This window comes from Desulfovibrio sp., assembly GCA_016208105.1.
In the GTDB taxonomy this organism is placed as follows: Bacteria; Desulfobacterota; Desulfovibrionia; order Desulfovibrionales; family Desulfovibrionaceae; genus Fundidesulfovibrio.
In genome coordinates, this window is record JACQYS010000031.1 from 1 (window position 1) to 26,914 (window position 26,914).

At 58.4% G+C, this 26,914-nt stretch carries 21 protein-coding genes; 12 read left to right on the forward strand and 9 right to left on the reverse strand.

Annotation, left to right across the window (positions count from 1 at the left end; all coding sequences use genetic code 11):
• Window positions 1–347 precede the first annotated feature (347 nt).
• Window positions 348–737, reverse strand: coding sequence for a hypothetical protein (locus HY795_18565; GenBank protein ID MBI4807222.1), 390 nt, complete (start codon window positions 735–737; stop codon window positions 348–350).
• Window positions 738–1,241: 504 nt separating this feature from the next.
• On the opposite strand from HY795_18565, the gene HY795_18570 reads away from it, so the two are divergent.
• The 3 genes from HY795_18570 to pstA are packed head-to-tail and all read left to right on the forward strand — an operon-like array spanning window position 1,242 to window position 3,883.
• Window positions 1,242–2,054: a PstS family phosphate ABC transporter substrate-binding protein gene (locus tag HY795_18570; protein ID MBI4807223.1), complete on the forward strand. Its 813-nt coding sequence runs from the start codon at window positions 1,242–1,244 to the stop codon at window positions 2,052–2,054.
• A gap of 52 nt (window positions 2,055–2,106) precedes the next feature.
• The gene (gene pstC, locus HY795_18575; GenBank protein ID MBI4807224.1) at window positions 2,107–3,000 is read left to right on the forward strand and encodes a phosphate ABC transporter permease subunit PstC; all 894 of its coding nucleotides are present in this window, start codon (window positions 2,107–2,109) and stop codon (window positions 2,998–3,000) included.
• A gap of 13 nt (window positions 3,001–3,013) precedes the next feature.
• Window positions 3,014–3,883, forward strand: coding sequence for a phosphate ABC transporter permease PstA (pstA, locus tag HY795_18580; protein ID MBI4807225.1), 870 nt, complete (start codon window positions 3,014–3,016; stop codon window positions 3,881–3,883).
• Between the two features lie 405 nt (window positions 3,884–4,288).
• Here pstA and HY795_18585 read toward each other — a convergent pair whose 3' ends face one another.
• Window positions 4,289–6,805, reverse strand: a complete 2,517-nt coding sequence (locus HY795_18585) for a PAS domain-containing protein (protein MBI4807226.1) — start codon at window positions 6,803–6,805, stop codon at window positions 4,289–4,291.
• A gap of 272 nt (window positions 6,806–7,077) precedes the next feature.
• On the opposite strand from HY795_18585, the gene HY795_18590 reads away from it, so the two are divergent.
• Window positions 7,078–8,286, forward strand: coding sequence for a PhoH family protein (locus HY795_18590; GenBank protein ID MBI4807227.1), 1,209 nt, complete (start codon window positions 7,078–7,080; stop codon window positions 8,284–8,286).
• Window positions 8,287–8,333: 47 nt separating this feature from the next.
• Here the strand turns inward: HY795_18590 and HY795_18595 are convergent, their stop codons facing one another.
• Entirely contained in the window at window positions 8,334–9,794 is a 1,461-nt protein-coding gene (locus HY795_18595) for a GGDEF domain-containing protein (protein ID MBI4807228.1), read from the reverse strand.
• A gap of 193 nt (window positions 9,795–9,987) precedes the next feature.
• Here HY795_18595 and HY795_18600 point away from each other — a divergent pair, with 193 nt between their 5' ends.
• The 7 genes from HY795_18600 to HY795_18630 all read left to right on the forward strand — a co-directional run bounded on the left by HY795_18600 (window position 9,988) and on the right by HY795_18630 (window position 16,920).
• Window positions 9,988–10,536, forward strand: coding sequence for a GAK system XXXCH domain-containing protein (locus HY795_18600; GenBank protein MBI4807229.1), 549 nt, complete (start codon window positions 9,988–9,990; stop codon window positions 10,534–10,536).
• 7 nt (window positions 10,537–10,543) lie between these two features.
• Window positions 10,544–11,719, forward strand: coding sequence for a hypothetical protein (locus tag HY795_18605; GenBank protein ID MBI4807230.1), 1,176 nt, complete (start codon window positions 10,544–10,546; stop codon window positions 11,717–11,719).
• Window positions 11,720–11,796: 77 nt separating this feature from the next.
• A complete protein-coding gene (locus HY795_18610; GenBank protein MBI4807231.1) occupies window positions 11,797–12,111 on the forward strand; it encodes an amphi-Trp domain-containing protein in 315 nt (104 codons plus the stop codon).
• A gap of 3 nt (window positions 12,112–12,114) precedes the next feature.
• On the forward strand, window positions 12,115–13,761 hold the full coding sequence (locus HY795_18615) for a phosphotransferase (protein ID MBI4807232.1): 1,647 nt from the start codon (window positions 12,115–12,117) through the stop codon (window positions 13,759–13,761).
• A gap of 16 nt (window positions 13,762–13,777) precedes the next feature.
• Complete coding sequence (locus tag HY795_18620; protein MBI4807233.1) at window positions 13,778–14,653, forward strand: GAK system ATP-grasp enzyme; 876 nt, start codon at window positions 13,778–13,780, stop codon at window positions 14,651–14,653.
• On the forward strand, window positions 14,650–15,723 hold the full coding sequence (locus HY795_18625; GenBank protein MBI4807234.1) for an HprK-related kinase B: 1,074 nt from the start codon (window positions 14,650–14,652) through the stop codon (window positions 15,721–15,723). Before HY795_18620 ends, HY795_18625 begins: the two co-directional genes overlap by 4 nt.
• Window positions 15,724–15,726: 3 nt before the next feature.
• Window positions 15,727–16,920: a GAK system CofD-like protein gene (locus HY795_18630; GenBank protein MBI4807235.1), complete on the forward strand. Its 1,194-nt coding sequence runs from the start codon at window positions 15,727–15,729 to the stop codon at window positions 16,918–16,920.
• Here HY795_18630 and HY795_18635 read toward each other — a convergent pair.
• Window positions 16,917–19,271, reverse strand: coding sequence for an EAL and GGDEF domain-containing protein (locus HY795_18635; protein MBI4807236.1), 2,355 nt, complete (start codon window positions 19,269–19,271; stop codon window positions 16,917–16,919). The genes HY795_18630 and HY795_18635 overlap by 4 nt on opposite strands.
• A gap of 164 nt (window positions 19,272–19,435) precedes the next feature.
• Here HY795_18635 and HY795_18640 point away from each other — a divergent pair, with 164 nt between their 5' ends.
• Window positions 19,436–20,212, forward strand: a complete 777-nt coding sequence (locus HY795_18640; protein MBI4807237.1) for a hypothetical protein — start codon at window positions 19,436–19,438, stop codon at window positions 20,210–20,212.
• A gap of 21 nt (window positions 20,213–20,233) precedes the next feature.
• Here HY795_18640 and asnB (HY795_18645) read toward each other — a convergent pair whose 3' ends face one another.
• Genes asnB (HY795_18645) through HY795_18665 form a run of 5 tightly spaced genes read right to left on the reverse strand, consistent with a single transcriptional unit; the run spans window position 20,234 to window position 26,909 of the window.
• On the reverse strand, window positions 20,234–22,117 hold the full coding sequence (gene asnB, locus HY795_18645) for an asparagine synthase (glutamine-hydrolyzing) (protein MBI4807238.1): 1,884 nt from the start codon (window positions 22,115–22,117) through the stop codon (window positions 20,234–20,236).
• Window positions 22,118–22,126: 9 nt separating this feature from the next.
• Window positions 22,127–23,278, reverse strand: a complete 1,152-nt coding sequence (locus HY795_18650; GenBank protein MBI4807239.1) for a glycosyltransferase family 4 protein — start codon at window positions 23,276–23,278, stop codon at window positions 22,127–22,129.
• A gap of 5 nt (window positions 23,279–23,283) precedes the next feature.
• Window positions 23,284–24,084, reverse strand: a complete 801-nt coding sequence (locus tag HY795_18655; protein MBI4807240.1) for a class I SAM-dependent methyltransferase — start codon at window positions 24,082–24,084, stop codon at window positions 23,284–23,286.
• A complete protein-coding gene (asnB, locus tag HY795_18660) occupies window positions 24,081–25,940 on the reverse strand; it encodes an asparagine synthase (glutamine-hydrolyzing) (protein MBI4807241.1) in 1,860 nt (619 codons plus the stop codon). The genes HY795_18655 and asnB (HY795_18660) overlap by 4 nt, the downstream gene beginning before the upstream one ends.
• Window positions 25,941–25,946: 6 nt before the next feature.
• Entirely contained in the window at window positions 25,947–26,909 is a 963-nt protein-coding gene (locus HY795_18665) for a glycosyltransferase (protein MBI4807242.1), read from the reverse strand.
• Window positions 26,910–26,914 lie beyond the last annotated feature (5 nt).

Consider the following 26,914-nt stretch of genomic DNA (forward strand, 5'->3'; position numbering starts at 1 on the left):
AGCATCTTCAAAAATACCTCGATGAATTCTGCTACCGATTCAACCGCCGTTTCTGGCCTGGGCAGGGCTTCGACCGCCTCTTGAGGGCCTGCTCCAGTGCCACCCCTGTCACCTATGCGGAGTTAAGGGGATAGCCACGTCTCCGTATGCGATAAGCGGATGTGGCATCAAGGGGTAAATAGAAAAAATAGGCCCCCAGGCGTTTTCCCTGGTGAACAGTGCCCGCATAAAATGTGTGATGCGGAACGTCTCTAACAACTGTCCTGTATGTTCAGGCGATTGTAAGATTTTTTCTGGGAGGAGAAATCAGCTGTGTTGACAATGAAGATTAGGGAGCGAGCAGCGCGTCAAGCAACGGCCAACTTCGTTCGTGCGGCCCTTGCCGACTCGGCAAGGAGCATGTCCGTTGCCCTGGCATAGGCCTGCAGGCCTTTTCTCCAAACTGGATCCGGATGGGTGGGAGCGGGTTCTGGGGTATGTACGGCCTCTCTCCAGGACGCATCAAACACCTGCTCCCTGAGATTATCTCGATCGAGTTCACTATTGAACGCCTGCCCGGCGGTATCGGCTTGCTTGCGCTCGGTCTGGCCTTCCGGGTCGACCAGCACCTGCTTTGAAGTGTAATCGACGCCGAATCCACCCAGGCGCAGACCGAAGGCGCGAGTGATCACCCGTGCTGAAACGGATGCCAACAAGTGGTTTTGGGAAGCCTGCCTGATTTGGCTGGATGCTTCCATGGACGAGCTCCCGGGGCGAATAGCCCGATTAGGCAGCCTTGCCTGACCGCGAGGTTTCGCGGGGTTCCCGTCCTTGGAAACCGAAAGGGACGCTTAATAAATAATCCCCGAGTTGGTTTTTGGCAAGAAAAAGGAGATTTCCTTAGACGCGGTAAAGGGCGGTCACGTTACAAAACCATGTTGCACGGCATTTTCCTGGCCGAGAACAGCGGAAAGGCCTCTGTCGAAAACAGTTCGTCCAGGGAACCCTTTCCGGGCAGGGCACATCCCCCAGAACCCACGGTGGTCCGTTTGATTGGCCGAAAGCATGGAGAGCAGGATGGCGTAACATTGGCGGCGGCCAGAATGAACAGATATTATGGCGGCATAGGGCAGGGTAGGACTTTTGTAACAGATTCTCTTGAGCCTTGTAACACAACTGTAATATGTTCCTCCTAGGGTCCGCATGCTGCCGGACCCGAGTCTCCGGCAACATCCCTTAATAACATTTGGAGGCTAAAGATCATGAAGAAAATCGCCAGTTTCTTTTTTGCATTACTGCTTACGGCCAGCCTGGCCCAGGCAGACACCAACATCCGAGTGGACGGTTCCACCACCGTGCTGCCCGCCATGCAGAAGATAGTAGAGGCCTACATGAAGGCCAACCCCGGGGTGAACATCACCGTTTCAGGTGGCGGATCAGGCAACGGCATCAAGGCCATCATCGACGGCACTACTGATGTTGCCATGTCTTCGCGCGAGATGAAGCCAAAGGAAATGGATGCAGCCAAGGAAAAGGGCCGCGTGGTGAAGCCTGTGGAGATCGCCCTGGACGCCCTGGCGCCCATCGTGAATCCGGCCAACCCCGTGAAGGGGCTTACCGCCGAACAGCTTCAGGGCATTTTCGCCGGCAAGGTCAAGAACTGGAAGGAAGTCGGCGGAGACGACAGGGAAATCGTGGTCATATCCCGCGATACCTCCTCCGGCACCTACGAAGCCTGGCAGGAACTGATCATGAAGGACCAGAAGGTGACCCCGGCCGCCCTTCTTCAGGCTTCTTCCGGCGCGGTGCTGCAGGTGGTGGGAAAGAACAAGTACGCAATCGCCTACGACGGTTACGCCTACGTGAACAACACCGTGAAGGCGCTTCCGGTCAACGGTGTTGCTGGCAGCGAGAAGACCGTGGCTGACAAGAGCTACCCGGTCTCGCGTGGCCTGTTCATCATTGTCCCCGAGAAGGCCACCCCCGAGGTGCAGAAGTTCGTGGACTACATCCTGGATCCGGCCAAGGGCCAGAAGATGATCGGCGAAGTCGGCTATTTCCCGGTAAAGAAATAGCATCCAACAATCCGCCGGGTCCCCCACGGGGGGCCCGGATTTGGAGCCTGCAGTGGCCATCAGCCGAAAGCTCAAAGACGATCTGATCCGTTATTTCTTTATGATCACCGCCATGGTGTCCATTGTGTCCCTGGCGCTCATCATGATCTACCTCTTCCTGGAAGGGCTTCCTCTTTTCAAGCATGTGGGTGTGATGGAGTTTCTCTTCGGGAACCTGTGGTATCCGACTGCCGAGCCTGCGGAATTTGGGATTTTCCCCCTCATCATGGCTTCTATCGCGGTGACGGCGCTTTCGTCGTCCATAGCCATCCCCCTGGGTGTCATGACCGCGGTTTACCTTGCGGAAATAGCCGGGGCCAAGACACGCGGCATACTCAAACCACTGGTGGAACTTCTGGCAGCGTTGCCGTCGGTGGTTATCGGCTTCTTCGGCATGGTGGTGGTGGCCCCATTTCTCCAGGACACATTCGACTTGGCCACCGGCCTTAACCTGTTCAACGCCAGTCTGATGCTGGCCTTCATGTCCGTGCCCACCATCTGTTCGGTTTCCGAAGACGCCATCTACGCTGTTCCGCGCGAACTCAAGGAGGCATCCCTGGCCTTGGGAGCCACCCACTGGGAGACCATAAGAAGGGTTATTCTGCCCGCATCGCTTTCAGGCGTGTCCACCGCCGTCATTCTCGGCATGTCCAGGGCCATTGGGGAAACAATGGTGGTGCTCATGGTGGCGGGTGGAGCGGCAATTCTCCCCAAGTCGATTTTCTCAGCGATCCGGCCCATGCCGTCCTCCATCGCAGCCGAAATGGCCGAAGCGCCTTTTCGCTCGGACCACTACCACGCGCTTTTTGCCATAGGCATCGTGCTGTTTCTGTTCACCCTGGTTTTCAACATCATCGCCCAGCACATTTCCGAAAAACACAAACAGGTTGGAGCCGCCACTCTGTAGAGGCCAGAGCGATATGCGTAGAAACGACAAGCTTATCAAACGGCGCAGGGGCGTCCAGAGCCTGATGTGGGGAGTGTTCAAGGGCGCGGCCCTGGTGAATGCGGCTGCACTGGGCATTATCTGCGTTTTTCTCTTCTACAACGGCCTGCCTGCCATATCCTGGGAGTTCCTCTCCCAGCCGCCTCGCAACTCCATGACAGCTGGTGGCATTCTGCCCTGCATAATCGGCACGATAATCCTGTCCATGGGGTCCATGCTGGTGGCCTTCCCCCTGGGTGTGTGCGCGGCCATATATTTGAACGAGTACGCCAAGCCAGGCAAAATGGTCCGTATGATCCGTCTGGGAATCGCCAATCTGGCAGGAGTACCTTCAGTGGTGTTCGGCCTTTTTGGGCTGGCCTTTTTCGTCACCTTTTTCGGGCTCGGGGTGAGCATTCTTTCCGGCGTGCTGACCCTCACCATCCTGGTTCTTCCCGTGATCATCGGTACCAGCGAGGAAGCCCTCAAGTCCGTGCCCAACACGTACCGGGAAGCATCGCTGGGACTGGGCGCAACCAAATGGCAGACCATCCGCTTCGTGGTGCTCCCGGCGGCCATCCCAGGCATGCTCACCGGGGCCATCCTCGGTCTGTCGCGCGCTGCCGGAGAGACCGCGGCCATCATGTTCACCGCCGCTGTGTTCTTCGCACCCAAGCTGCCCACTTCGGTGTTCTCGGACGTGATGGCGCTGCCCTACCACATTTACGTGCTCGCCACCGCGGGAACCGACATAGACAAGACCCGCCCCCTGCAATACGGCACCGCCCTGGTGCTCATAGCCCTTGTTCTGGGTATGAATCTGCTCGCCATTGTGCTTCGGGCCAGGCTGCAGAGAAAGGGCTGAAGGTCTTTGGGGAACTGACACGCTACACTGAGAAGCCGACAGCATTCATCATCACAACAGTATGCCAACTGGGCAGGTGGCAATTCCCGCCAACTGTGTTTTTAACAACAAGAGAAGTGAGCAACTAAGTGCCGCCCCGGATGCATTTTCGCACCGGGGCGTTCCTGCATGCGGAGAAAGGTCCACGCCACGATGCACTGCAGCGAAGCGATTGGTCAGGAGCATACTGTCTGAGGGGATTCCTGTGCAGAAACCGGGGGCGATGCGACAGTCAACAAGCGGGGGCAGAGTTGGGGGACGTAACTGTTCTGCCTTGACCAGTTGGAAGACGCTTGGAGCGTATTTCCATAATCCCGTTCGTTCGGTTCAGGTCGTAAGAAAACTGAGCTCGTTTGTCCCCTCTCGTCACATAGGCAACCTGAGCGCATCCAACTTGGCGCCAATATCATGCACGCTGTTGGTGCACACGGGCGCCGTATCCTCACAGCCAATCATGCTGTCGGTCAGGTCTTTAAGTTCCGCAGCCTGTTCAGCCAGGTAGGAGACAGCCTCTGAAGTGTGGACCATGCCATTGGAGGTTTCTTGGGCAATCTCGTTCACCTCGGACACGGCCGAATTCACCAGATGATGCGCGGCTGATTGCTCTTCCGCTGATGCGGCGATGCGGCGGACCTGATCCGCGGTGGATGATGTGAACTCCACAATGCTGGCCAAGGCGTTCCCGGAACGTTTGACTAGGTCATTGGCCTGTGCAATCGCGCTGAACGATCGTTGCGTGCCCTCTATATTGAGCTGAGTGACACGCTGGATTTCCTCAATACTCTGCGAGACCTCCCGGGTTGCGGCCATGGTTTTCTCGGCAAGCTTCCGGACTTCTCCTGCCACCACCGCGAATCCCCGTCCCGCGTCTCCAGCGCGGGCAGCCTCGATGGCTGCGTTCAAGGCCAGAAGGTTGGTTTGATCCGCGATGTCATCGATAACGTCGATGATGCGGCCGATGGAGGTGGCTTTTCTCCCAAGTTCATCCATTCCTTGCTGTTGTTGACGGGACAGATCGAACACAGCGTCGATGGATACCGTGCACTCGGACACAACGTCTGAGCCTTCTCTGGCCTGGGTCATGGCGCAATCTGAACTGCTGGCTGCGGCGCTTGCGACTTTGGCCACGTCGATGAGGGTGTCGTTCATTTCGGCCATGGCCTTGGAGGTTTCGTTCAAACGGGTTGTTTGGAGTGCGGCACCAACCTTGATGCTGTCCACCTGCCCGGAAAGTTCCTCAGCCCCCTGGGCAACATGCAGGGCGATTAAGTTGGCCTGTTCGGCCACCTGGGTGATCTTTTCATTCTGGCGGCGGATGAGCGTCTCCTGATGTTTGATCTCGGTCAGGTCCGTGAAAAGCGTGAAGACGCCCAGGGGAACTCCGTCCAGGTCGTAGAGAGGGGCGCAGTCCTGGCGGACGAAGAACACCCGGCCACGAGCGCCGCATCCCTTGGATTCCACCTCCTGGACAGGGTGTTTTTCCCGGAAGCATTTTTCAGGAGCCTGAGCCAGACGCGGGTTGCCAGCAAAAAAGCGGTCCACGCCCGTACCGACATGCCGGGAGGCGGGGCCGTCTTGTTCCAAAAGCTCCAGGAGGGGCGAGTTCACAAAAAGGATATTGCCTTCCGGATCGGTGACCAGGCAGGGGACGGTCATGGCTTGAAGGATGCCCTGGGAGAAGCCAAGCTTGTTTTTGAGCTCTCCCACCATTCGTCTAAGACCTCCGCTCAGTATGGCCATTTCGGACTTGAAGCGGCCCGTCAGTTCGGCCTGGAAGTCTCCTTCGGCGATGCGGTCCAGGAAGACTTGCAGCGACTTAAAGGGCAGAATTATCTCACGGCGCAAAAAGGCCACGGAACAGACGAGGATGATGACGGCAGTGGCCAGACCAAGGAGCAGGCTGGCATGAGTGAGTCTGCTGACTGCAGCGAAAGCCTCGGCTTCGTCAATGACGGTCACCAGGGCCCAGGTGGATTCTCCAACGCTGATAGGGGCATAGGCGGCAAGGACGGACTTGCCTGAGATATCCTTGGAGAGCTCGCTTCCCGTGCGGCCAGAAAGGGCTTCGGACACGAAGAGGGTATCCATTTTCCCCTGTGCGGGGTTTGCGAAGGATGCGCCCACGGAGTGCGACTGAGGGTAAGAGGCGCTGTCGGATCGCATGAGCCGGTCAGCTCCCACAAGATAACTTTCCCCGGAATCGTCTTTTCCGGATCTGGGCTTCATGATGGGGGCCAAATCCTTGGGGGAGAGGCGCAAAAGCGCGACTCCGTCGATTCCACCCACATGGTTGCGTACCGGGCTGGCCACGAAAGCGGTGGGCTCACCCTGGAGAGGAATATGCGGGGCGAAGTCTTCGAACACAGTCTGGCCCTTCAAAGCCTTTTGCCATGCGCGGGCCAGAGCGGAATCCTTGAGGGGGCCGTTGGCCAAGTCTTCTCCCAGTTCCAGGCCTTTTTGCACGGTGAAGAGGACTCGGCCGTAGTCGTCCACAAGGATGGCGTCCTCGTATCCGAGCACAGAGACGAAGGGTTGGAAGGCCGGGGCCACAAACTGAACCATTTCCACGAACTCGGGGTCGCTCGTGTCTGCTCGCAGGCCCGGTTTGGCCTTCCCCATGAAGATGTCTCGGAGCATGGCTATGCTGCTGTAGACTTCCTTGACCGAGGCATAAATGCGAACCTCCGCATGCCACTTGTCCACAAGCTGGAGAAGGGACTGCTTTCGCGAGTCGCGTACGGATTCAAGCTGGCTGAACGCTTGCATGGACAGACTGTCGGACGCCTGGCGGACGCTGTAGACGCCCATGAAGGCGAGCGGCAGAATGCCGATGGCAAGGCAGAAGAGGATGAGCTTGGCGCGAAGGCTGGGTTGGATATTCACGACGGTACTCCTTGTGAGACGGGCGCGAAGATACCCAGACATGGTTGGGGAATGATATACAGCGGGTGACAATTCGGTGTCGGCCGTGGTAGATTGGAGGCGAACGCAACCAGGAATAATGTGGAGGTGCAGCCAGGAGCAAACAAGTCGAGACAGGCGCGGAGGCGCGGCGTAACGGGCGTCTCTTCCCGGTCATGGATTCGTCACACGAAAGGGATAGTTTTCGTATTACCGCGGCGGCGCGGCGAGAACGTCCCTGAAAGGAAGGCCAAATGACCCTGGAAGGTTCGAGCAAGAGAAAGAATTACGTCATCGACACCAACGTCCTCATCGAAAACCCGAACTCGGTACTGGCGCTTAGAAACGGCAACGAAAACAACATATTCATCCCCTACCACGTGCTCATGGAGTTGGAGACGCTCAAGAACACGCCAAAGCTCCGCCACATAGTCTCCAAGGTCATCTCGAGTCTCATCGAGAACCGCGAACACATCACCTTCATCCGCAACGGCAACTCCGACTCGCCTTTCACCAACATCGTCGACAACTACATCCTGCGCGAAATCGAGACCGCCCACGACATCCAGGATCCCATACTGGTCACCAACGACAGGCTTTTGCAGCTCCAGGCTTCTCTTCGCAACATCAAGAGCGAGGAACTGCGCGACTCCAAGCCGTTCGAGTCCGAATCGCAGCTCTACACCGGGTTCGTGGAGGCGGCGGAGGACGCCCCGCCCAACAGTTTCCTGTGGCGCGACGGCAAGCCGGTCATCCTGAACCACGAGGGTGAGAGGGCGATCAATTATGTCAACGACATTTGGAATTTGAAACCAAGAACCGTCTATCAGAACCTGGCTCTCGAGCTGATCACAGCCGAGCATGTTGACCTGGTGTCCATCCAGAGCGAGGCAGGGTTCGGCAAGACCTACCTGGCCCTGGCGGCGGCCCTGTACATGGTGCTGGAGCGAAAGCTCTACGAGAAGATTTTCGTGGTGAAGCCAACCATCGAGATCGGGGCGAAGATGGGGTTCTTGCCGGGGGACGTGGCCGAAAAGATGGAACCCTACATGAAGTACATCTTCGACCTGCTCCTGAAACTCCACCGTCAGCGCCCGGCCAACAAGCTTTTTTTAAACCCCAACGACGAGACCCTGCGCTTCAACGCCAAGAAGTTCGAGATTTTGCCACTGGCCTTCGTGCGCGGCATGAACATCGAAAACGCCTTCGTGATCATAGACGAGGCCCAGAACCTCTCTCGCACCGAAGTTCGGGCCCTTCTCACCCGCATGGGCGAAGGAGTGAAATGCGTGTGTCTGGGGGATACCTCCCAGGTGGATAATCCCTACCTGAACGAGGCCAACAACGGACTCAACTGGATCGTGCGCAAATTCAGGGGATTCAACAACTACGGGTACATTGTGCTGAAGGGCGACCGGTCCCGGGGACCGATTACAGACATGGTGCTCAAGAGCAAATTGTAGGAAGGGACGCCTCGGCACAGCCGGGGCGAAGGCGAACGTGGATGCGGCTAGCCAGCCAGCATTTCGCCGCCTTGTGCGGCGTCGCGCTGGTCCTCGCGGCTGGTGGCGATGCTCACCCGGTTGCGCCCGGCGTTCTTTGCCGCATACAAGGCCTGGTCCGCCTGGGACAGCAGGCCGGCAGGTGTGGCTGCCTGGCCCGGAACGAACGTGGCCAAGCCGATGGACACGGTCACCCCGATCGCCTGGCCGCCGTAGCGAAGCTCGGTTGCGGCTATCCGGCGGCGAAGCCGTTCAGCCAGCATCCACCCCTGGGTCTGCCCGGTGTGCGGCAGGATTATCCCGAATTCCTCTCCCCCATAGCGGGCCAGAAAATCAGTGGAGCGAAGCCCTGCCTCAAGGGAATTGGCCGCGTGCCTGAGCGCCGCGTCCCCGGCAAGGTGCCCGAAGGTGTCGTTCACCTTTTTGAAATGGTCCAGGTCGGCCATGAGAAGGACAAAGCCTTCCTTATGGCGCATATGGCGCTTGAGTTCCTGATCCAGGCGGGCGTCAAATGACCGGCGGTTGAAAAGCCCGGTTAGGCCGTCCCGGTCGGCCCGGCGCTTCAGCAGAAGATAATCCAGGGAGTTTTTGACGCAAGGAGCAAGCTGGAGAAGTGCCTGGCGGGCCGTTTCCTGTTCGTGCTTTGCCAGATCCCGCTGAATAAGAACGCATAAGCAGCCGAAAGGGACATCCAGATGGTGCAAGGGAACGAGCAGGGCCCGCCCAGGTTCGGCAGGAGCCGAATCGTCTCCGCCGGGAATGGTATGGGATCTATAGGACCTGGACGGAGCGCCACGAAGCCTTGAGGCCAGATCCAGCAGATAGTCGGTCCGGGAGGCCTTGGCCTGGGCAGGCAGTCCCTCGGGCAAAAATATCTCGCTCTCTGAGCTTGGTCCCCAGAAAACGCCAAGAACTTCGGAAACAGGGAAGGCGAGTCCGAGATCCTCGCGCATGCCGGACAGTATGGAGGGAATGCTCAGGCTGGACATGCCCCTGGCAAGAATGTGCTGGAAAAATGCAAGCCGGCCGTTCTCCTGCACAAGCTGGTCCCTTTCGCGCTGGGCTTCGCTGAGAATTCTTGAAATGTCGTCATAGAACCCGGCGGCCTCGCGGGCAGCTTCCAAAGCAGCGGAAATTTTCGCTTTGCCAAAGGGAGGGGAGAGGCAAGAAAGGAAGCCTTGAGCCAAAACCTCTGAATGCTCCAGCGCTTCGCTCTCGGGGGCGACCAAAACCTTGCGGGCCATCTTGATCCAGGCAGGCATGTTTGCCCGCAGGGTCCTCCACGTGGCCACGTCGACGAACACCGCGATGGGTTCGGTCCGGTCGTAGTCGCTTTGGCTAGGTATGTCCCGCAGGTCGAAGCGCTTCACCTCGAAAGCCTCGGGAGTCGCCTGGCGGATACGCTTGGCCGGCTGTCCGGCCAAGCCCAGGAGCCATATCTGGGGGGTACGCTTGGCGAGCTTGCGCATGTGAGGTCTCCGGGGGGTTGCACTCATCTCACTGACAGCAAGCAAGTTTGATGCCGCTGGAAATTTTTGCCCTGCCCCTTGGCAGTGTGCGCGCGGTAACAAGTTCGTAATGGACGGTGGGTATTGAAGCCTTTGCCTCCCATGCGGAAGGTGGTATGAATAAGACTGTTTTTATACTGGGGAGGACAATCCCATGAGCATGAGCAACAAGCATAAATGTGAAAGGATGCTCGATAAAAGCGCGGTCGCTGGATGGCTGCGAGACCTGGCAACGGATTTTGATCGTGGCGAACTGGCCGGGGAAGCCGGAGCTGTCAGTCTGGAAGGATTCAAGGGGCTGAAGCTGTCCATCAAGCCTGCGTTCGACGGCAAGATCCTGGTGAAACTTTCGGTGAAGTTCCCGAAGGCAACGACTGGAGCCCAAACCGAGGATGATGACGACGAATCGGACGCCCTTCCAAAATATTCGTCGCTCAAAAAACACATGAAGCAAACCTTCAAGGCCATCGGCGCGGCTCTGGCCGCGGGACAATTGCCCCCGGCTCTTGAGGCCCAGAGTTTCATCGCCGACTCCAAACTCATGGTCAGCTACCCTGGGAAGGGTGATGAGTTCTACAAAGCCTATTTGGAAAAAACCAACGCCTTCGAGGCGGCCTTGGCAATCTCCGATCTGGAGACTTTAAAGGCCGTTCACAGCGAGCTGGCGCAACTCAAACGGGATTGCCATTCCCGTTACGCGTAGGTCCCCTATGGCAGGCACGAAAATAGAGTTGGTAAGGGCCGGGCTGAACGTTCCCTCGGAGGTTGATCTGGCCCGTATACCACGGGAAGTAACAGACTGGGACATGGAGACGTTTCTGGGCCTAACTTGCGACGGGGTGACTCCCGAACAGGCCCGGGCAATCCGCACCCCGCAGGTCTGTTTTCCCCGTCAGGAATACGTGTTGGGCGTGCACTGGCATCCTGAACAGGTGCCCATGGACATGATCCGGGACCGCATAGCGGCCATGTACCCCGCAAGCCAGGACGAACTCATCATCCCCACCCAGCACAACCAGATACTCACCTGGGGCGAGTATGCCGGAGTGGAGGTGGACTGCTATTCCCACGGCTTCAACCGCAAAGTGCAGCTGCTTATCCACATGCGCGCCGACCGGCTGGGTCGTGCCGGAGTGCTGATGAACATGCTGAAGCACACCTTCAAGTACCGCTCGTCGCAGCTTTTCGAGTACCTTGATGCCTTGTGCGCTCCGGAATGGGCCGAACGGCGCCAGCAGGCGGCTGCCAAGGCCGGTTCTGACGAAGATGTGGTAGAGTTCACGGCCATCCACGCCCGAAAGCTGAAGAGCCTCATCCTGATGAATGAGTCACGCACGCCTGAAGACGCAATCAAAAACAAACTCGTGCGTAACTATCTTGATTGTTTGCGCGAATCCTACGATGCCCGTTTCGTCAACAAGGCCCAGGTTTTTGCCAAGGCGGTGAAGGAAGTCGTGAAGGAAGGGTTCGCCCTGGATTACTTCTACCGCGCCTCGGAGGTTGTGGAAGAAGCTCGCTCCATTGGGGCGGGCATCGTGATCCCCCACCCGGAGCAGTTCTGGCCGATCCTTTTGCGTAATTACGATGTGGACGGCATCGAGGTCTGGAATCCCCAGTCGCAGCAGTACACGGAGTTCTTGATCAACGTGGTTCTGGATCAGAACCGGCGAGGCTACCACAAGGAAAGGCCCATGCTCATCTTCATGGGCGATGACTGTCATATGAGCGAAAAGCTCAAAAAGCCGGCCGAGCAGGATAAAGACAAGGCCGCCCGCGAGGTGGGGTTGCAGCCCGCCTGGGACGACCTGGTCATCGCCAAGGGGCTCATCATGTCCGGAGTGAGTCGCAAGACCGTGATGGATCAATACCGGGACCGGCTTGAGTAGGAAGTTTCCTTCCAGGAATCGGGCTTATTGAGGGGTGGAGTGTGTCCCCGGGAACAAAAGACCTAAGGACGTATCTGATGGACAAGGCTGACAAGCGCGACAAACCGGCCAAGGAAGGCAAGTTCTCCTACGAGTCGGTGCAGGACGTGCCGACCCTGGTGGAGTATCTCAAGGCACTGACCGCTGGTTTCGAAAAAGGGGAAATCCACTTCGCCCGAAAGGATTTGGATATGGTGCTGGCTCCCAAAGGCCTTATCGGCTTCGCCCTGGAGGCCAAGGCCAAGGATGGGCGCATGAAATTGGCCATGAAGTTCGCCTGGCGCGAAAGCGTCGACGAGGCCATCAAGGAAGACGACATGCTGGTGATATCCTCTTCCGGAGGCGGGGATTAGGCGATGCGTCTTCTCGAAGGAGTCGAAGAGAATTTTCGCTTCATGGTCCTGGAAGTGACCAAGCAGGTGGAGAATACCCTCAAGGTGCTCGAGAAACCCGACCCGGCCATGGTGGCCAAGATTGAGAGCCGGGACGACTATATAGACAACTTGAAAAGCGTGATCGAGAATAAGTGTTTCTCGCGCATCCACACCGGTTTCGGCGGCGACAAGCGGGCCATAGACCTGGCCCGGGCGGTGAACATCATCACCTCCAACCTTGAGCGTCTGGCTGACCATGCCGTGAACATCGTGATGCAGTCGCAGTACCTGCGCGATCCGCATTTCATCAAACGCTACGACTACAAGGCGTTTTTCACCGAGATCATAAAGGCCCTGCGCCTGGTGGTGAAGGCGCTTTATAACCAGGACGTCACCCTGGCCTTCAAGATCTGCCGGGCGGAAGTGACTCTGGACGCCCTGTTCAAGGCCAACTTCGACATCATAATGGCCGATCTGCGCAAGGGGGAATCACCGGAGAACTGCATCACATCACACAATATCTTCCGCTACCTTGAGCGCATGGGCGACACCATCCTGAACATCGGCGAAGCCATCATCTTCGCGGCCGTGGGTGAGAAGTTCAAGATCCACCAATACGGGGCTCTCAAGGAAACTCTGACCGAGTTGGGACAAGAAGTCCCCATATCCGACGGCGAATTCCATTCCATCTGGGGGACCCGTTCAGGGTGCCGTATCGGGAAAGTTGAAAAAGAGCGCCAAGGGGGGAGATCCAGCGGCGTGCTCTTCAAGGAGGGCAACGCGGACAAGCTGCGCCGGGAGGCAGAGAATATCCGCCGCTGGGAGGCCATCATGCCGGGTCTGCCGCCGAGGGTGCAGGCCTTTCATGTGGACGCGGATTCGGCCAGCATGCTCATGGAATACCTGGGCGGGTGCACGTACCAGGAGGTGGTGCTCACCGGGGCGCCCGAAATCGCGGCCAACGCCACGTTCATCCTGGAACAGATTGCCCGGCAACTCTGGACCCAGACCCGCGAAAACAAGCCGGTCAGGGCTGAGTACATAAGCCAGCTTCGCCAGCGCCTCGACGACGTGTTCCGCATGCACCCGTCGTTTCGCACTCAGGAGATGGAGCTTGCCGGGGAGCGCGTCCCCGCATTCGAAGCGTTGGTGGAGGAGATCGCCAGTTTGGAGGCCCAGTTCGAAGCCCCCTTTTCGGTGTTCATCCACGGCGACTTCAACATCAACAACATCGTGTACAACCACGAAGAACAACGAATCCACTACATCGATCTGCATCGCTCCAAAGACAGCGATTTTGTTCAGGACGTGTCCGTGTTCCTCATTTCCAACTTCCGGTTGCCCGTGTTGGACAGCCTGTTACGCACCCGGCTGGACAGGGTCATGCGGGAGTTTCTTGCATTCGCCCGAGAATTCGCCGCAGAAACCGGTGACACAACCTTTGAAGTCCGCCTGACCCTGGGGCTGATCCGTTCTTTCATCACCTCCAGCCGGTTCGAGTTCAACCTCCGATTCGCCCGGGAGATGTTCATGCGCGGCGTATACCTTATGCGAAAGCTCATGAACCACAAGCAAGGTGGAAAACCCTGGCAGGACTTCATCCTGCCCGAGGATGTGCTCATCTATTGAGCCCCAGGAGCCAGGCATGAAAAAGATTGGTGTGGTCGGAATCTCGGATGGCTGGTCTTCCGAGATACTGGCGGACGCGTGCAAAAAACTGACGGGTTTTCGTCTGCTCATCGACATGGACAAGGCGGTTCTCGACCTCGACCGTGGAACCGTTTTTTTTGCCGGGCAGGACCTTCTTGAACTCGATGCGCTCATAATAAAAAAGATCGCTCCGCAGTATTCTCCGGGCGTCTTGGACCGTCTTGAGATGCTCCGCTTCCTGGAACTCAAAGGCCTGCCCATTTTCTCCCGGCCTTCCTCCATCATACGGCTCATTAACCGGCTGAGCTGCACCGTGACCTTGCACGCGGGCGGATTGCCCATGCCCGCCACGGTCATTACCGAGGACGCCGAGGAGGCCTTGGCCGCAGTTGAACGGTTCGGGCGGACCGTGTTCAAACCCTTGTACTCCACCAAGGCCAGGGGAATGGAAGTAATCGCGGCTGGGGAGGGGGCCTGGGAGCGCATTAATGCCTTTCAGGCTGCGGGAAACAACGTGATGTATCTGCAGAAGATGCTGCCGCCCCTGGAAAAGGATTTGGGAGTCACCTTCCTTGGCGGAGAATACCTGGCCACCTATGCCCGCAAGTCTGGCGGCTCAAGCTGGAACACCACTACCAATGCGGGCGGCAAGTATGTTCCCTGCGATCCATCGCCAGAGATCATAGCCTTGGCAAAAAAGGCCCAGGCCCTTTTCGATATGGCCTTTACCTGCGTGGACGTGGCTGAGACGAGCCAGGGGCCAATTATCTTTGAAGTGTCTGCGTTTGGAGGCTTCCGTGGCCTGTTGGACGCCTGCGGCATTGACGCGGCGGATGCTTACGCCCGCCATGTTCTGGAGAGCATTTCATGAGCCTGCTGACAGTACGGGAGCTTGCAGCCCCCTTTGTGGCCCAATATCCGTGCACCCACCTTCTCAAGCTTGGCTTCGGCAGCTACGGCGTGGATGTTCTTTCCAATGATGAACGGCTCGTTGCCTGGCTCGCCGACTACTTCAGGGATTTCCTTCGAAGCTCAGGGACCGCCCATTGCGAAGTGATGGCCATCGAATGCGCGCCGCAGGATTTACCCCTGACCTATTCGGCGAAGGAGCCGGAGCCTGGCAAGAGCAAGGTCAAGGAAGAGTGGGCGGAACTCGCTCATGGCCGCGTGGTGCGCAAGCGGCTCACCGGGATGCTCTTCATCTTCGGGGGTGGCCAGAATGTGGCTCTTGGCCCTTGCCTGGAGAACCCCAATCAGGTTGTCAACTTCATCAACAACCGGTTCATCGAACACAAGTTGAACCAGGGGTGCCTGCTGGGCCATGCGGCCGGGGTGTCATTCAGGGGGGAAGGGATGGCCCTTGCCGGATTCTCGGGCATGGGTAAGTCCACCCTAGCCCTGCATATGATGAATCTGGGGCTTAATTTCGTCTCCAACGACAGGGTGATGATCGGCCGTGACAACGGGTGCCTCACCATGTACGGCGTTGCCAAAATGCCCAGGGTCAATCCCGGAACCGTGCTCAACAATCCGAGTCTGGCCTCGGTGATGCCCAAACAAGAGCGAAGAGCTTTCAGGAATATGCCCCCCGAGGAGTTGTGGAGCCTGGAACACAAGTATGACGCATTCATTGACGAGTGCTTCGGGCCAGGCCGCTTCGAATTGGAAGTGCGTATGAAGGGGTTGGCCATACTCAACTGGAAGCGCGAGGGGGGCGAACCACGAGTTGCTCCGGTAGACCTCGCCTCGCGCCGGGACTTGCTTCCGGCTTTCATGAAAAGCGCAGGTCTTTTTTTCGACGCGGGGCACGACATGCCCCTCCCGGATTTTTCCGAAGAGGCCTACCTTGATGAACTCAAGGGATGCTCGGTGTTCGAGGTAACCGGGGGGACTGATTTCCTGTTGGCGGCCTCCATGCTCACGAAACTTCTGAAAGGATGACAGGTGCCCACGGTTACCATTTCCCACACGGTCTCGCTGCCTGACAAGGTAAAGATCGCCCGGTATCTGAAAACCCCTGAGCTTGGCCCGAAGGTACTTTTTTTCAGTGGCGGCACTGCCTTGAGGGACCTGTCCCGGGAATTGGTCAACTATACGCACAACTCCGTGCATCTGCTCACCCCCTTTGATTCAGGGGGGTCTTCGGCAAAGCTGCGCCAGGCGTTTCACATGCTGGCCGTGGGCGACCTGCGCTATCGGCTCATGGCCCTGGCAGACCGGTCCCTGCGGGGGAACCACCAGATTTACGACCTTTTCGCGCATCGCCTGCCCAAGGATCTGGAACAGGAAGAACTGAGGACCATTCTCGATGGCATGATCAAAGGCCGCGATCCGCTGGTGGCCGCTGTGCCCGATCCCATGCGCAAGATTATCCGCTCCCACCTCAAATTTTTCCGAAAAACCATGAAGGGAACGGATTTCGACCTGCGTGGGGCCAGCATAGGCAACCTCATCCTGGCTGGGGGATTCTTCAACTACAACCGCCAGATAGACCCGGTGATCTACATGTTCACCATGCTGGTGAAGGCCCGAGGTACGGTTAGGCCCATAATAAACAAGGATCTGACCCTGGTGACCGAACTGGCTGACGGGACCCTCTTGGCGGGACAGCACCTGCTCACGGGAAAAGAAACCAACCCCATTGAGCAGCCGGTAAAGCGCGTCTACTTGTGCGAGGGCCGGGACGACCTGAGCCCGGTGGAGGTCGAGCTGCGCAGAAAGGTGAAAGAGCTTATCCGCTCGTCGGAACTGATCTGCTATCCCATAGGCAGCTTCTACTCGAGCATTGTGGCGAATCTCCTCCCCAAGGGGGTGGGTGACGCCATAGCCAAAGCCCAGTGCCCCAAGGTGTTCGTGCCAAATCCCGTGGGCGACCCGGAACAATACGGACTGTCCTTGAGCCAGAGCGTGCTTCGCCTGTTGGAATATCTCCACGCCAGTTGCACCAAGCCTCGGCCCACCGAGTCGCTTCTGAACTTCGTGCTTCTGGACAAGGGGATGAATTATCAGGCCCCGCTTGGAATCGAACAGATCGAATCTCTTGGAATCAAGGTGGTCGAGGCTGAATTGTCGAACCCGGCCAACCCCCCGTTTTTTGACGAGCGGGCGCTTATTGAGCACATCCTCTCTTTCGTTTAGCAGGCGATATCTTCAGGTCTGGGCGGGCATGAGGCCAGGCCAAGCGGCCCCCGCCGGTCACGCACCCAGACGTTTCCGGGCAGGCTCTTGGCGTATTTTTTCATCTCAGCGGAGCGGTGCGAAATGTCCTCCAGGGTGCAGTGCCCCTGACAGTCCACTATGGCCAGGGATACGGAGACGAACCCGAACTTCCCTTCTTTCCCGGACCGGTCCTTTCCCACGATGAATCCTGCCAAACGATCCGTTTCGGAGTAGCAACTTAAGACAAGTCTGGAAAAGCACCGGGTGACCGCCTTGCAGATGCGCTCGGCCTTGTCCGGAGTGGAGCAGATGACGAAGTCATCCCCGCCAACGTGCCCGAGGAAATCGGCGGGAGAACCGTGCCGGCGGATAGCCCAGGACAAGATTCGCGAGGCCAGCAGGATGATCTCGTCTCCGGCTTTGAATCCATATGAATCGTTGAACACTTTGAAGTTGTCCAGATCGGCGTAGATGAAGCTGGTCGGAGAGTTCGAGTCGACACGGCCTTCAATTTCCCGCTCGATGGTCACGTTTCCAGGAAGTCCCGACAGCGGGTTGGCCCCTTTGGCCATTTCCATCTGCACCTGAGCCAGGGCGTCCAGGATCTTCTGTACCGAGGCCAGCCCGGCCAAGAGACCCTCCCTGGTCACCAGTACGTTGTCGTAAACCTTATAGCCGTCGCGGGTCATGGCCGCCTGAGCCGCCATTTCCACGGGGGTGTTCCAGTCAACAATAAGGGGCTGGGTGTCCATTATCTTGGTTACGGGGCGGTTGGTGTACAGGGCCAGGCCGTATTGCGAGGAAAGAACCCTGTCCATTTGATGCCTGGTGACCAACCCCACAGGGCGTCTGCCTGAAACCACCGCCACAGAGCTGATCTGGGAGTTGGCGTCGAAATAACGCTTCAGATCGCCCACAGGGGATTGCGCTTGAACCTGCGGGGCCTCTCCGGCATGGGTGCCGATGGGTGTGGAGCATTTGAGATCGGACGAGAAGCGGCGTTTGTGCCCCTGGAAGAAGAGGGTGGCTTCGGGCGAGAGTGCGGGTTTTGGGGACGCGGGGCGGGCCAGAAAGTACCCCTGCCCGTAGTGGACTCCCATGGACACCAGAGAGGATAACTCAGTGGCGGTTTCGATCCCTTCCGCCACGATCTTGCATCCCACCTTGTCTGAAAAAGTAAGGAAGGTCTCGATGAGGGCGCGTTTCACCGGGTTGGCGTCAATGCCTCTGATGAGCGACATGTCCAGCTTGATGAAGTCAGGGCGTATCTCGGCGATGGACCACAAACCAGAATAGCCGGTCCCCACGTCGTCCACGGCCACCTTGTATCCCTCGCCCCGGTAATGGTCGAGGGTGCGGTGAAAAAGGGAGAAGTCTTTGGTGGAGTGGCGCTCGGTGATCTCGAGCACCACGTTATGGGGTTCCAGCCCCAGAGATTCCAACAGTTTGAGCGTCTCCCCCGGGTTGAAGGCCGGGTCCACAAGCGTTCGGGGGTGGACGTTCAAAAAGAGTGTCCTGCCAGATGCCAGCTCACCGAAGCCGTTCAAGGCAGCCGCCCGGCAGGCGCGCTCCAGCGGAAACACCAAGTCGTGCTCTTCAGCGAAGCTGAAAAGCATGTCCGGGTTTTCAAATGTGCTTTCGATAGGCCCTCTGGCCAAAGCCTCCCAGGCGAAGATATCTCCTCCTCTCAGATCCACTATGGGCTGGTATACGGCCCTGACACTGGGAGAGTTCAAAACGGTACGGAACTCCTTGAGCAAAATGGCGCCGGCAGGGTCCAGGGTGCCCCGAATCATCCTGTGGGCGTCGGCCAGAGCGGAGTGAACGGCTTGCTCGGGCTTTTTGCGTAAACCGGCCGGGAGTTGTGCTGCGCCCATGGCGATCTCGATATCTTGGCCAGTGAGATTGAGCGCTTCGCGCTTGAGCTTGGCCCGCAGGTTCAGGCGCAGAACAGAGCCTGTACGATGTAGCGTGGTAATGTCGGTGGCATAACCGCCCAAGGCCAACATGAATTTATCGCCTTCGAGCCTGTCCAGTACCACGAGCGGCAAGCCTGAGAGCCTGTCCTTGATCAGAGCGTCGAGCTCCCTTTCCGCCGCTAGGCTCAGGGCGTCTGCGATCTCAGCCCCATATACCCTGGAGTAGACGTAAAAATCTTGGATCTCGAACAGCAGTACGCTGACCATGCCTCCGTGTTTGAGCAGAGTCTCCACAGCCTGACGGTGCGGAGCGGTGAGCAGCGAGAGGGAGTCACAGCTGTGTGGGTAATCCCCTTTGAGGGGAGTGGACAGGGGGATGAACGGCTTGAAGCTCTTGATACTCATGAGCATGGGCAAGCACTTACAGAGAACCGCATTGAAGGCGTGCCGGATGAGTGAAATGAATGTTAAGAAACGGTGACGACCTGGGTGATCAATAAACTCCGTCTATTACCAAGGCTTGCAAATCGGCAGGAGGAGCCGTAGGTATGGCCTGCTGGCAAAAGGGGACCGGAATGCCTGGCCGAAAGGATTTTTTCGACGAATTCTACAACGAAACCATGACCGAGATGGCGGAGAATTTCTTTTCCCGCCGCAAGGAAATGGAGGCCAGGCTGGAGGGATTCGCTTCACTGGCGGGGGGAGTGAAGTCCGTGGCGGTCAAGGCCCTCAGGAAGTGGAACACCTTGTTTACGCTGCTGGTGGATGCGGACGTCGCGCTCACATTCTTCCGGGAGCGCGGCATGCAGGCCGGTCATATCCCAGCCCTGGCCGCCGCTGCTGGGGACCCGTGGCGTTTCAAACCGCCCTTCGCCTTTACCGAGGCGAGCCGGTACCGAAAAAGCGTCCGGTATGCTTACGAAGCCGTACGCCAGGCAACACTCGACTACAATGAGGGAAGCTACGGAAACGACCCAAAGAACCCAAGGAAGAAGGTTCTTCTGCCCAATTACGCCACGCTCAAGGACCTGGCGGAAAAAATAAATGCCGAGGTCTGCTCGGTGAATACCTGCCAGACCCCCTCCACAGTGTTGGCTTACGCCAAGAGCATGGACCCGCACGCCGCGGGGAAGGAAGCCATAGTCGGTGGCATGACCGGGGAAGACGTCTGCAAGATAGACAGTGACATGGCCTTCAAACCAGTTGATTTCGAGGGGTTGGCCCTGCCGGTTCTTCCCACTCCCCCCGCCTTGGAGGAGATTCAGTCCAGTCTCGATGAGATGAGCGACACCATATTTTCGGTCCGGCGAGGGGATGCAAAACGCGCCTTGGCCTGTGTCAGCGCTCGTTGATCCCAAGAGAGTGAAGAAATTCTAGAGGACGTTGAAGCGGCGCAGCCAGAGTTCCAGAGCGGCTAAAGCCCAGAGGCGCTTGCCGTGGTCAATGGCACCTCCGGCGTGTTCGGAAAGCAGCCGGGAGATTGCTGCCGGCTTGAATAAACGCTCTGCAGCCAGGCCATGCAGAAGCAGTTCACGGCACCACCCGGCCAGGCCCTCGCGCAGCCATTTGCCCACGGGAATGCCGAACCCCTGTTTACCCTGAGCCGTAACCTCGGGGGGAAGCAACTCCGCGAAGGTCGACCGCAGCAGATATTTTCCGTTTCTCCCCCGTACCTTGAAACGCGCTGGAAGCCTTGCGGCCCATTCTGCCAGCTTGTGGTCGAGCAGTGGTGAACGGCCCTCAAGCCCGTGAGCCATGGCCATACGATCCGCCTTAACCAGTAGGTCACCGGGAAGGTAGGAGCCCAGGTCCGTGGCCAGGGTCCGGTCCAGGAAGCTCGAGGCCGAACAGGTGTCGAAAATGCTTGCGAGCATGCCCACCGGATCCGAATCGGGACGGGCTTCCTTCCTCCAGAGATCGCGGGCAGCTTCGGGGCTGAAATACGAGCCCCAGCGGATGATGCTTGCCTTTGGGCTCACTGCGGCCACCTGGGAAAGACGTTTGAGTCCCGCCACCCAGTTGGACTCGATTGGCCTGTCCTTGGGCTCCGGTATCGTGTGCAACAGAGCCGGAAACAGTTTCTGGGTGAGAAACCGGGGCAATGCCGCGTAGGGGGCGGCCAGGGGGTCCAACCAGTAGCGCTGGTAGCCCGCGAAGAGCTCGTCACCGCCATCGCCGTTCAGGGCCACCGTGACTTTTGTCCTGGTCTCGCGGGCCAGAAAAAATGAGGGAAGAGCGGACGGGTCCGCGAAGGGTTCTCCAACATGGGCCACGATCTGTTCGAAGGTGTCCGGAACGTGCCCGTACTCCACAAGGAACTCGTTGTGGTCCGTTCCATAGAGACGGGCCACGGCCCGGGCTTTGTGCAGCTCGGAAAAGGCTTCCTCCGCGAACCCGATGGAGAAGGTCTTCACAGGCGTACCACTCAGCTTCGCCATGAGCGCCGTGATGATGCTCGAATCGATACCACCGGAAAGGTGGGCACCAAGAGGAACCTCGGACATGAGCCGGATACGCACCGACTCGGAAAGCATCTCCCGCAGTTCTGTTTTGAGTTCTTCCTCCGACGCGTTGAATTTGGGTTCGAAAGAGAGCTTCCAGTAACGTGAGGTCTCAACACGTCCGTGTGTAAAAACGAGATTATGTCCGGGGGGAAGGCTCTTCAAAGCCTTGAATGCGCTTTGGGGGCCAGGAACGTATTGCAGGGTAAGATACAATCCGATGGCCTCCAGGTCCGCCTCGTGCGAGACGCCGGGGAAGGCCAGCAGGGCTGTGGGTCCTGATGCAAAGAGGAAGTGTCCTTCGTGAAGGCAATAATAAAAGGGCTTCTTGCCCAGACGGTCACGGGAAGCGAACAGGGTCTGCCTGCGTTCGTCCCAGATTGCGAACGCGAACATGCCCCTTAGTTTTTCGGTGCATGCGGGGCCATATTCCTCGTAGGCGTGCAGGATGGCTTCCGTGTCCGAGGCTGTGGCGAAGCGGTGCCCCTTGCCGATGAGCTCGCTGCGAAGGTCCAGATGGTTGTAAATCTCGCCGTTGAAGACGATCCAGAGGGTGGAGTCCTCGTTGCACATGGGCTGGTCGCCGGTGGCCAGGTCGATGATGGCCAGGCGGCAGTGAGCCAGCCCGACACGCTCTCGTACATGGAAACCCTGACCGTCCGGTCCCCGGTGGGCGATGGCCTGGGCCATTGCCGCGAGGGATTCCCTGTCCGGCCTACTCCCCTCGGGCGCGATGATGCCAGCGATGCCGCACATGTGGTGTACCTATGTCCCCGTATGGCCGCTCTGGCGCAGCTCATCGCAAAGAGCCAGATAACGCGCCGCCACCGATGCCCAGGAATACTCCTTTTCCACCTTTTTGCGTCCGGCTTGTCCCATGGCCACACGAAGCGCTTGGTCCTGGATGAGTTTAGCCATGGCTTCGGCAAGCTCGTCAGGCGACTCGGTGGGGACCAGAAGACCCGTTTTCCCGGGAACCACCAGTTCTTCATTCCCGGCGATGCGTGTGGCCACCACTGGCAAACCCGAGGCCATGGCCTCAAGCACCGCGTTGGACATGCCTTCGTCCCTGGAGGCGAACACGAACAAGTCCATCTCACGCATCAAAGCGGCCAGTTCCGGGCGGCGCATCCAGCCTTCGAAGATAACTCTGTCGCCAATTCCAAGATTCATTGCCTGTTTTTCGAGTTCAGGCCTCTGGGGGCCATCCCCGGCGATGTGCAACTCCCAGGACAAGTGAGGTGCGAGTAGCCCGAGGGCGGCGAGCAGCACGTCCAGGCCCTTCTGGTACACCACCCGCCCGTGGCAGAACAGCCGGACCGGGCCGGGTTTGCGGTCAGTATCTCGAGGAGAAAAAAGGAGAGTGTCAGCACCGTTTGGAATGACGGGATAGTTAAGCTTCGGTTCGAAAGACTTGGCCAGCGCGGCAAGGCCTGCGCTGTTTGGCACCACGGCTACGGCTTGTTTCCATAAAAAACGGATGAGGGGGCCTGTGAGAGTATGCATCCGGGCCAAGTCGTAGGGTTGGAAGCCAGGCACATCGCCCCCGCGCAGGGACACCACGTAGGGAATGCCGTGGATGGCCTTGCACAGCCAGGCCGATGGGCCGGATGGAATGCCGAAGAAGGCGATGACCGCATCCGGCTTGAATGTCCGTGCCAGCATGGGGGCGAACAGGCAGGCGCTGGCCATGAAAATGGCCATTTCCCAGGCTGCGCATTTCTCTTCGTTACGCCTAATGGTCGGGATTCTGCGGATGCTGAAGCCATCGGCCTGTTCCCATTTGGCAAAGCCCTTGAAGGCCGAGGTCACCACCTGCACGTCCGCGCCCTGAAGGGCCATCTCCTTGGCGATGTGAGCCGTGGCGTTGCCCGCTCCGCCTCCAAGCGGAGGATACTCGTAATTTATGCACAGGATGCGCATCAGAGGGCTTTCCTGCAGGCCAGGGCAGCAGTGGTGGTTGAGAGCATGTCCCGGTCGCGCGTCGAAAATTCGGGGGCCAAGAAGGGCACAACGGCTGACAGAGCCGCAAAGTCAGTTTCCCGCTTGAGCACCTCGCAGTCAAATCCGCTGACGCGGAGAGCCGCGAGATGCTCATCCAGCCGGTAGCGGGGAAGATCGCCGGGATCGAGAAGATTGTCCCAAAGCGCCTTGGAAAAAGTGAGGAAGTGGAAGGGGTATTTGAAGAAGTGGTCGCGATAATCCACCTGGTGGAGCATCAGTCCTCCCGGAACCAGCACCCTGCTGCATTGCTCGAAAAGGGCCAGAGGATCGCGCACATGTTCCAGTACGGAGTTGGAAACGATAATGTCGGCGCTGGACGATTCCAGCCCGGCCAGGTCACGCATGCGGCTTGTATTTTCGCGTGAAGCACGTGGTTGGCTCATGCGGACATTGGCGAAAAGAGTCGCGTCCAGGTCCTGGTCGAAGAGGGCGAAGGGTTCCACCCCAGTCCAGTGGCCGCCGAAGCGGGCGGTCCACTCGTAGCCGGTGCCGTTGGTTGCGCCGCACCCCAGTTCCACTACCCGCCTGTCATGGAGGTTGATACCGGCCTGTCTGGCAAGCTGCTGATAGGCTGTGACGATGGGCTCCGGGTCCAGGCGCCCCTGGTTCACCCGCCAATAGGGGATGAATGTTCCCAGGCGGTCCAGCACGTCCCCGTTGAACAGGAAACGGCGTATGATACGCAGGGTGACGTATTCCAGATTGGACCAGAGTATCATTGCGTCCTGCGCCCCTTGTGGCGCCCAAGCACCCAGAGATTCCACAACAGCAGGCGGTGGTCGGCCAGGCCTTGGCGGTGTTCGCGTTCCATCTTTCGCACGAAATCGCAATTGAGGGCACTGGGGAGCGGCTCGCCGGATGCCTGCAACTTGCCCTGGTGGAACCACAAGCCCACGGGTGCACCGAATCCTTTTTTCTTGCGGTGAAGGATATCCGCCGGGAGCAGTGGCTCCAGGGCTTTCTTCAGGATATATTTGCCTTGGCCGTTACGGAATTTGTAGCCATGAGGAATGCGTCTGGCCAGGTCCACCAGCTCGATGTCCAGGAAGGGCGCGCGCACTTCAAGGGAGTTGAGCATGCTGGCCCTGTCGACCTTCATGAGGATTCCATCCTGGAGATAGAGCTTGGCGTAGAACTCCAGGGTCTTGTCCACTATGCTGGTGGAGGGAGCGTTCTCCCATGCTTCGATGGCTTCGGAGTATATGTCTTCCGGGTCGCAAGGGGACGAGAAGAGCTCCTCGAGCATTTTCGGTTCCAGAGCGCCGAGCCAGACGGGGTTCCACAAGGGCATTTTATAGGAGAGCCCCGTGAGGAACCGGTTCACCTTGAAGGACAGGTGCATGTTGGAGTGCCCTACGGGAAGGCGTGAGGCCAAGAGACGCAAGGCTTTGTGTACGGGCTTGGGGCAGAGGCTGGAGTAGCGCTCGGCCGTGGCCAAGGCCTTGAAAGGATCGTACCCGGCGAACAGCTCATCCGCTCCGTCTCCGCCCAGGGCCACAGTGATGTGTTTCCTGGTCTCGCGGCAGAGCAGGTAGGTAGGCAGGAGTGAGCTGTCGCCCATGGGCTCGTCCAAACGGGCAAGGAGTTCGGGCAGAATGTCCAAGGCCTTGTCCAGGCTCAGCGTATCTTGGTGGTGGAGCGTATGAAAAAGCGTTGCCGCCCGGATGCTGTATGCGGATTCATCGAAGCTGGCTTCCGTGAAGCCCACGGAGAAGGTTCGCAAATTGTTCACGTGGCGCGCAGCCAAAGCCGTGACGGCCGAGGAGTCGATTCCTCCGGAGAGAAACACACCCAGAGGGACGTCGCTCATGAGGCGGCGTTTCACTGCCCGATCCAAAAGCTCGCGGAGTTGTTCGCCCCACTCGGCTTCAGGATTTTTGGGGAGCGTTTCGAAGGGGTCCACCCTGTACGACCAGTACCGCTCTTTCTTGGAAGAAAAGTCTTCCAGGCGCACCAGCAGGTTCCAGCCGCCGGGAAGCTTATTCACATTCGCGTAGAGGCTGTTGGGAGCGGGAATGAAGGCGTAGGCGAAGTATTTGCGCAGAGCTGACAGGTCCAGCGAGTCCGGGACCTCAGGGTGTTCCAACAGGGAGGTCAGCTCCGAAGCGAAGGCGAAAAATCCGGGGCGCAGATGGTAGTAGAGAGGTTTCTTGCCGAATCTGTCCCGAGAGAGAAAGAGCTCCCCCCGTTCGGAGTCGTGGATCGCGAAGGACCACATGCCGTTCAGCTTCCCGGGCAACCGGGCTCCCCATTCCCGGTATCCGTGCAGCAGCACTTCCGTATCGCAGTGGCTGGTCTGGAAGCGGTGCCCTTTGGCTTCAAGCTCGCGGCGAAGCTCCTGGTGGTTGTAGATCTCGCCGTTGAAGGTGACTGTGAGCTTTGAGTCCGTGGTGGACATGGGCTGGGCGCCGGATGCCAGATCCACGATGGCCAACCGCAGGTGGCCGAAATACAGGCCGTGCCTGGCGAAGTGGTAGATTCCTTCCCCGTCCGGTCCGCGATGCGCCATACGTGCGTTCATGGCCCTTATGACGGCCTCGTCCCCGGGCCCGGCGAAACCGCATATGCCGCACATGGGGGATCAATCCCCGCAGTCGCAGTTTCTGGTCCGGTCCACGATGTAGGTGGGTTTGTCCTGTGATTCGTGGTAGGTGCGCATGAGTATTTCCGCGATGAGTCCCATGAAAATGGACATGAAACCCATGAGGAAAAAAAGGACCACGGTAAGAGGCAGGGGAGTCTCAATGAAGCTCTTGGCTTCGAAGAATTTCAGATAGAGCATGAGAAGAAAGAACACGAAGGCCACCAGCAGCGCGATAAGCCCGAATCCGCCGAAGAGATACATTGGCTTCTGGGCGTACTTGTCCAGAAATTTCACCACCATGAGGTCCAGAATGACCTTTATCGTGCGGTCGAAGCCGTACTTGGACTCCCCGTGCACGCGCGGATGGTGGATGACGCCCACTTCCGTGACCTTGGCTCCCTGCCAGGCTGCGTAGATGGGCACGAAGCGGTGCATTTCCCCGTAGAGCTTCACTCCCTTGATGATCTCCTTGCGGTAGGCCTTGAGCGAACAGCCGTAGTCGTGCAGATGCACTCCGGATATCGCCGAGATGAGGAAGTTGGCCATGCGGCTGGGAAGATTGCGCTTGAGGGGATGATCCTGGCGGTCTTTACGCCAGCCAGAGACCACGTCGTAGCCTTCGGCAAGAGTGGCCAGGAGCTTCGGGATGTCGGCCGGGTCGTTTTGGAGATCGCCGTCCATGGGGATGAGGATGTCGCCAGCGGCCGCGTCGATACCGGCCATCATTGCCGCTGTCTGCCCGAAATTGCGGCGCAGGTGGATGACCTTCACCTTCGGGTCGGTCTGAGCCACTTCCTTGAGCTTGGCTCTCGTTTCGTCAGTGGAACCGTCGTCCACGATGATGATTTCGTAGGGCTGCCCCAGGGAAGTGAGCGACTCGGAAAGCTTCTGGTGCAACGGATGGACGTTGTCCGCCTCGTTGTACATGGGAATGATGATCGACAGGGATTGTTCGCGCATGTGTG